Origin of the sequence: Alishewanella jeotgali KCTC 22429, assembly GCF_000245735.1 — a bacterium.
In the GTDB taxonomy this organism is placed as follows: Bacteria; Pseudomonadota; Gammaproteobacteria; order Enterobacterales; family Alteromonadaceae; genus Alishewanella; species Alishewanella jeotgali.
This window is the reverse complement of the sequence record NZ_AHTH01000049.1, coordinates 131,301-138,020: the sequence shown is the minus strand read 5'-3', so window position 1 is coordinate 138,020 and position 6,720 is coordinate 131,301. Positions and strand designations below refer to the sequence as shown.

Genomic DNA, 6,720 nt, shown 5'->3' with positions numbered 1-6,720 from the left:
GGGCGCACATAAAAAACCCGGCACTTGGCCGGGTCGATCATTTCAGCGCGTCTATCCGCTCTTTCGCCAGCCTGGCAGCTGTTGTACTGCCATGAGCTGACACCACCTTGCGATAATGAGTTAAGGCCGTAGCCTTATCATTCTGCCGCTCGGCGATCTGCCCCAGTTTCAACAACGCATCCGCTACTTTGTTCGAATCGGGGAAGTTTGTCACCACCCGCTCAAACGAGGTTTTGGCTTTTGCATTATCATTGTTATTAAACAATAACTGACCAAGCCAAAAGTGAGCATTCGGCGCGTAAACTGAATTGGGATAGGTACGCAAAAAATTCTCAAATTCTGGAATAGCAGCATCAAAGCGCCGATCTTTCAGCACTAAGTTGACCGCTCTCTCATAGGCGTCATTTTCCGAGGCATTGCCCGAAACCGTGACTGCCGGGCCACTCGCTGCGGCTGCCGAACTGGCAGTGCTGTTGCCAGCACTGCCCTGCACGGCACTTACCCGCCGTTCGATTTCCTGGTAAATATCACGTTGCCGCTGAACGATTTCATCCAGCTGATACGAGTGGTTTTCAGTAACACCACGCAGCTCACTGACTTCATCCAGCAAGATCTGCAGTTGTTGCTGCATTCTTACCTGCGCTTCGGCACGGGCTTCAACCACGCGCTCCAGAGCGGCCAGCCGCTGTTCAACAGAACCTGTTGCCACAGCAGTGGTGGAAGAAGCAACTCTGCCGCTTCTGCCTATCTCAGTAACCGGGGCCGGATTGGCCAGCACACCAGCACTAACTAAGGACATTGCAATAAGCAGCGGTTTCTTCACTGTCATCCTCACTCGTACCGTTTAAATTAATATACTAAAACTGCGCGACGGTTTTGTGCGTAAGCTGCTTCGTTGGTACCACGAACAGCTGGCTTCTCTTCACCGTAGCTAACAGTAGACAGTTGACCAGCGCTTACGCCCAGGTTCTGTAAGTACTGTACTACAGACAGTGCACGACGCTCGCCCAGGGCGATGTTGTACTCTGGAGTGCCACGCTCGTCAGTGTGACCTTCGATAGTTACACGTACGCTTGGGTTAGCGCGCAGGAACTCACCGTGTGCTTGTAATACTTCAGCAAACTCTGGACGGATAGTCGATTTGTCGAAGTCGAAGTAAACAGTGTTTTCACGACGCAGAGCTTCCATTTTTAAACGCATTTGCTCAGCAGCAGAAGCGTTTGGATCTACGCGCTCAACCTGTACAGTTTGAGTAGTTGCTGAAGTGTCGGCATCACCGGCACCAGTAGAAGATTTAGAGCTACAAGCTGCCAGTGCTAATACCGGAACTGCAACTAATAAACCTTTTAACACTTTGTTTAAGTTCATAATGTTGTCCTTAGATTAAATTTACCAAGTTTTTGTTTTATAAAAAAGGTGACCAGGCCGGCGATTTAACTTGTCCATCAGACGCCGGTAGTCGTGCTTTAAAACGCCCATCCATAGAAACTAGCGCCAACACCTGCGAGTTACCATGCATGGTGCTGTATATTATCATAGAACCGTTTGGTGCAACACTGGGCGACTCATCAAGATTCGTCGTGGTTAACACTTGTAAAAAACGGCTCTGCCGATCCATACGTGCTAAATGATAGCGTCCATTTGTACGATTTACCATCACTATGGATTGGCCATCAGGCGAAAAAGTCCCGGCCAGGTTCATTTCACCCTGGAAAGTTAACCGACGGGTATCACCTGTTGCTAAATTTGCGGTGTAGAGCTGCGGATTACCGCCACGCTCCGAGCTAAATACAATTTCTTTACCATCTGGTGACCAACTCGGCTCGGTATCGATAGCGCGATGGTTGGTGACCCGGGTTAATGCCTTAGTTGCGATATCCATCACATAGATTTCCGCATTACCGTCTTTAGATAACACCATTGCCATACGACGGCCATCCGGTGACCAACGCGGCGAGCTGTTAATACCCGGGAAGGCGGTTAAAATGGTGCGCCGGCCAGTGTAGATATCCTGGATATAGATCTGCGCCTGACGCTTTTCAAAAGTGACGTAAGCCAACTTGGTACCATCAGGTGACCAATCCGGTGACATTAACGGCTCTTTCGAGCGCAGTAACACCTGAGGGTTATAACCATCGTAATCGGCCACGATCAATTGATACGGAAACTCGTCGCGCGGTTTAACCAGCACATAAGCGATTTTGGTCAGGAAAGCGCCGCGTTCACCGGTCAGCTTTTCGTAAACGATATCGCTGATTCTGTGAGCGTACTGCCGGAACTGACCGCCGTTAATCACCGTTTCACGACTGTCCAGAATAAACTGACTACTGCCTACCAGTTGGCCGGCATTCAGCATCTGCGTACTCAGGCCGCTATTGCCCTTTAATACATCAATCAGTTCAAAGCTAACACTATAACGGTCGATACCAATTTCGGTGATCTCACCCATGACGATAGCTTCAACGCCCTCACGCGCCCAGGCAGAGAAGTTAATCTCGGCAGATTTGGAGGGCCGCTGTGGCATTTTGATAAAAGGAATAGGGCTAAACTTACCGCTGCGCATTAAGTCAGCCGCTACCACCTCAGCAATATTCTCACGAGGCAGGTTGGTGCCTTTAAAGGTGAAAGGCAACACCGCGATAGGCCGCGCTGAGTCCACACCGTCAGTGATAATAATTTCCAGTGAGGCTTGCGCCTGCACCCCCAGCAGTAACAAAACACTGCAAAACACGCTTCGAAGTAATCTAGTCATAATCAAAATTCAGGTGCCACCGTTAAGGTTATATCTTTTAACTGATTATACACATCCGGATCCTGAGACATCGGTAAGGTTCCGGCCCGGTTTACTGCCCGTACGGCAGCGTCGCACACTACCCTGTCGCCACTGATGACGTTGACGCTGGTTACAAAACCATTAGTCGCCAAACGGATGTTTACCCGGCACGAGCGACCACGCATGGTAGACTCATCTTTAATCAGATTGCGGGTAATCGCATCACTGATCATTGCCGTGTAACGTTGTACTTCGGTTACGGCCTGCTGTGCACGGGCACGGCGTCTGGCTTCGGCTTCAGCGGCCAGTTGCTCTTGCAGCATCCGCTCCTGCTCTGCCCGCTCACGCTGCTCTCTGGCCTGACGCTCACGTTCAGCCTGGGCTTTAGCCAGAGCTTCCTGTTCAGCTTTGCGCTTTGCTTCAGCCGCTTTAGCCGCTTCTTCGGCCTTCTTGCGCTCTTGCTCCCGCGCAGCACGCTGCTGTTCAGCTTCCCGTGCTTTTGCCGCTTCGGCTTCCTGCTGCTTCTTGGCATCCGCTGCAGCACGTCTTGACGCTGCGGCGGCTTCGTCAGCCTTACGTTTCTCTTCCGCTACCCGCTTTAAGCGAGCTTCTTCCTGTGCCCGGGCGCGCTCTGCCTGCTGGGCACGACGCTCTAAGTCACGAATGCGCTGCTCTTCTGCGCGCTTAGCATCTTCCTGTTGCTTTTGAATTTCCGCAACACGTTGTTCCAACACCTGACGGTCAATCGCCACTGCCTGCACCGGTGCCGGCGGCGGTGGTGGCGGCTCAGCACTGGCACTGCCGGCTTCGCCGGACAAAGTAATCTGGGTGGGTTTTGGCCAAAAGCTTAAACTACTAATCACCAAACCCAATACCAGCGCCACATGTAACCCAACCGACTTAGCCAGTGGGGTTTGCCACCACTTTTCACTCAGTTCAAACTTCATTGTCCGTCATCAACCCGACAGCCGGCGCACCGGCTTGCTTTAATACATTAATTAAGCGGATCACGGAATTGTAATCAACGCGGCCATCCCCTTTGACGATCACCTGAGTGCCAGGTTCAATCGTTAACCAGCTGGCGACTTCTACCTGTAATTGTGAAGACGTAAAAGGACCTTGCTGTTTGCCGTCTTTTTCAAAGTAATACAGGCCACCTTCATCGACAGTCGCAATTAACGGCGTTTTGCCATCTTGCATCTGCGCGATTGGCTCAGCCGCAGATTTTGGCAGCTCAACATTCACGCCCTGGGTAATGATCGGCATGGTCACCATAAAAATCACCAACAGCACCAGCATAACGTCGATATAGGGTACGACGTTAATCTCAGCTACCGGGCGACGCTTTTTACGGGTATACATCAGGCTGCCTCACCGCTACTGACAGCCTGACGATGCAGGATATTGGCAAACTCTTCCACGAAATTGACGTAGCTGCTTTCAATTTGTTCAACTTCGTGCGAAAACTTGTTGTAGGCGATAACCGCCGGGATAGCAGCAAATAAACCAATGGCAGTCGCAATCAAGGCTTCAGCGATACCCGGCGCGACCATCGACAAGGTGGCTTGTTGCACTGAACCCAGTGCAATAAAGGAATTCATAATACCCCATACGGTACCAAACAAACCGATGTAAGGGCTGATCGAACCAACGGTAGCCAGAAAAGGCAGGTCTTGCTCTAAGCGCTCTACTTCGCGCGACAAGCCAACGCGCATCGCGCGGTGAGTACCGTCCATGACGGCTGCTGACTGGCGGCTGCTTTTGTGCAAACGGGCAAACTCTTTAAAACCAGCTTTAAATAATGACTCCAGACCATCTGCCTGCTGCCGGGCACTGACTTCGGCGTACAGCTTTGACAGATCAACACCGGACCAGAAACGGTCTTCAAACTTTTTCGCGTCATCCAGTGCGGCTTTCAATACTTTTTTGCGTTTAAAAATCATCGCCCAGGAGGTGATCGACATACCAACCAGGATCAACATAACCGCCTGCACCACAATACTGGCTTCGAGCAATAAATGCAGAATCGAAATTTCACCTGAACCTGTCACCTGTTGGCACCTCTGTTTAAACGAATGAATTACTTGCAGCCTTTGATGCTAAGGTACTGATATGACAAGACTGAGTCAACCAAAGTTGGTTCAGTTGTCCTGTACCGGCAGCTAAGGGCTTAGCTTAATGCGTAAAACCGTCGTTGTATCATTCGCTCACCCGCAAGGGCACGCTACCCACTGGTGCGCGCTTTTCCTCATTAATCAGGGAGTTAATCAGGTTTACTTGTCCGTATGCCACCGCTATGGTGCTGGCGACAACAACTTTGAGACAAGCCTGCAACTGCATGAGCTGAAACGACGATTTTTCGCGCCTGTATGATAATTAAGCCTGCAATTTAACTCAATCGGTTGGCATCGCTTTTCACAACTATATTTTTTTAGCGCCGCCACTTGTTTTTCTGCCCGAAATCAGAATGTGTTACAGCGGTATTAAAACACGGCCTGCATTCTGGATTCAGTAGTAAAACCGACTACCGAACAAATCATTTTTACCGACTTAAAGTATCACGAAGCTTATCTTGGGCAACCAAGCTTAACGCTGGATGAACAAGCGACAAATCTACAGATTTACCCGTTAAGTTGCTGGGCATTCCCTACTGCAGCATTCGGAATATCCATTAGTTTTTTTAATGGCAAAGTGTCAGTTTTTCTCGTTTGAAGTAATTACTCCAAATCTTTAAGATACGCAGGTGTTCTGAGCTAGCGCAAAGACAACCAGAAAGTTGGTAGCGAGTTTTGGTTGTTTAGACAGTTCACTTAACAATGAGACTTTGTGAGAGAGGTTTTGTTGTTTGCTCCAAACATGTTCCCTGGATTTATTGAAGCACTCCTTCAACTTGTTGCTTGCCCGCTCATTGAGCGGGCTTTTTTTTAACTCGACTTATTTCGCCTCGGGCAAGTCAAAGCCCAGATGGCGATAAGCTCTTGGCGTGGCGATACGGCCGCGCGGTGTACGCTGAATAAAACCCTGCTGAATCAAAAACGGCTCTATCACATCTTCAATGGTTTCTTTCTCTTCGCCGATCGCTGCCGCCAGGTTATCCAGCCCGACCGGCCCGCCCATAAAGCTGTCAATAATAGCTGTTAATAGCTTACGGTCCATATAATCAAAGCCCTCGGCATCGACATCGACCATTTTTAATGCGGCTGAGGCAACCTCGATAGACACGACACCATTGGATTTTACCTGCGCATAATCGCGCACCCGGCGCAGCAGCCGGTTCGCAATACGCGGTGTGCCGCGCGAGCGGCGGGCAATTTCGGTCGCCCCTGCCACGTCCAGTTGCATATTCAGATAATGGGCTGAGCGCTGAATAATCTGACTCAGCTCCTCGACCTTATAGAATTCCAGCCGCTGCACTATACCAAAGCGGTCGCGCAGGGGTGAGGTTAAGGCACCGGCCCGGGTGGTGGCCCCCACCAGCGTAAAAGGCGGCAGATCAAGTTTGATCGAGCGCGCGGCAGGCCCTTCGCCAATCATAATATCCAGCTGATAGTCTTCCATCGCCGGATACAGGATCTCTTCCACCACCGGACTTAAGCGATGGATCTCATCAATAAAGAGCACATCATTCTGCTCCAGATTGGTTAACAGCGCGGCGAGATCCCCGGCTTTTTCCAGCACCGGGCCAGAGGTGGTTTTAATATTAACGCCCATTTCGTTAGCAACAATCATCGCCAGCGTGGTTTTACCCAAACCCGGCGGGCCGAAAATCAGTAAATGATCCAGTGGATCGCCCCGACCACGGGCGGCTTCGATAAAGATCGCCATTTGTTCGCGCACATGCTGCTGACCGGTATAATCCGCCAGACTTTTTGGCCGTATCGCACGGTCAATTACTTCTTCTTCTTTTAATATTCCCGGCTGCAGCAGGCGATCGGCTTCAATCATGG

Annotated in this window: 7 protein-coding genes; all 7 read right to left on the bottom strand. The window is 50.5% G+C overall.

Features of this window, described 5'->3' with window-relative positions; genetic code table 11:
• Positions 1-37 precede the first annotated feature (37 nt).
• The 7 genes from ybgF to ruvB all read right to left on the bottom strand — a co-directional run bounded on the left by ybgF (position 38) and on the right by ruvB (position 6,718).
• On the bottom strand, positions 38-829 hold the full coding sequence (ybgF, locus tag AJE_RS15780; RefSeq protein WP_008607909.1) for a tol-pal system protein YbgF: 792 nt from the start codon (positions 827-829) through the stop codon (positions 38-40).
• A 20-nt stretch (positions 830-849) separates the two neighbouring features.
• A complete protein-coding gene (pal, locus tag AJE_RS15775) occupies positions 850-1,368 on the bottom strand; it encodes a peptidoglycan-associated lipoprotein Pal (RefSeq protein WP_008607908.1) in 519 nt (172 codons plus the stop codon).
• Positions 1,369-1,405: 37 nt separating this feature from the next.
• Positions 1,406-2,752, bottom strand: a complete 1,347-nt coding sequence (gene tolB / locus AJE_RS15770) for a Tol-Pal system beta propeller repeat protein TolB (protein WP_039925207.1) — start codon at positions 2,750-2,752, stop codon at positions 1,406-1,408.
• A 2-nt stretch (positions 2,753-2,754) separates the two neighbouring features.
• Positions 2,755-3,720: a cell envelope integrity protein TolA gene (gene tolA, locus AJE_RS15765; protein WP_008607905.1), complete on the bottom strand. Its 966-nt coding sequence runs from the start codon at positions 3,718-3,720 to the stop codon at positions 2,755-2,757.
• On the bottom strand, positions 3,710-4,135 hold the full coding sequence (tolR, locus tag AJE_RS15760; RefSeq protein WP_008607903.1) for a protein TolR: 426 nt from the start codon (positions 4,133-4,135) through the stop codon (positions 3,710-3,712). Before tolR ends, tolA begins: the two co-directional genes overlap by 11 nt.
• Positions 4,135-4,824 carry a protein TolQ gene (tolQ, locus tag AJE_RS15755; protein WP_008607902.1) on the bottom strand — a complete coding sequence of 230 codons (690 nt, stop codon included), beginning with the start codon at positions 4,822-4,824 and terminating at the stop codon, positions 4,135-4,137. Before tolQ ends, tolR begins: the two co-directional genes overlap by 1 nt.
• 883 nt (positions 4,825-5,707) lie before the next feature.
• Positions 5,708-6,718, bottom strand: a complete 1,011-nt coding sequence (ruvB, locus tag AJE_RS15750) for a Holliday junction branch migration DNA helicase RuvB (RefSeq protein WP_008607900.1) — start codon at positions 6,716-6,718, stop codon at positions 5,708-5,710.
• Positions 6,719-6,720 lie beyond the last annotated feature (2 nt).

Excerpts from the sequence above, each read along its gene's own strand:
- tolR (WP_008607903.1), bottom strand. The coding sequence starts at position 4,135 with ATGTATACCCGTAAAAAGCGTCGCCCGGTAGCTGAGATTAACGTCGTA.
- tolB (WP_039925207.1), bottom strand. The coding sequence starts at position 2,752 with ATGACTAGATTACTTCGAAGCGTGTTTTGCAGTGTTTTGTTACTGCTG.
- pal (WP_008607908.1), bottom strand. The coding sequence starts at position 1,368 with ATGAACTTAAACAAAGTGTTAAAAGGTTTATTAGTTGCAGTTCCGGTA.
- tolA (WP_008607905.1), bottom strand. The coding sequence starts at position 3,720 with ATGAAGTTTGAACTGAGTGAAAAGTGGTGGCAAACCCCACTGGCTAAG.
- ybgF (WP_008607909.1), bottom strand. The coding sequence starts at position 829 with ATGACAGTGAAGAAACCGCTGCTTATTGCAATGTCCTTAGTTAGTGCT.
- ruvB (WP_008607900.1), bottom strand. The coding sequence starts at position 6,718 with ATGATTGAAGCCGATCGCCTGCTGCAGCCGGGAATATTAAAAGAAGAA.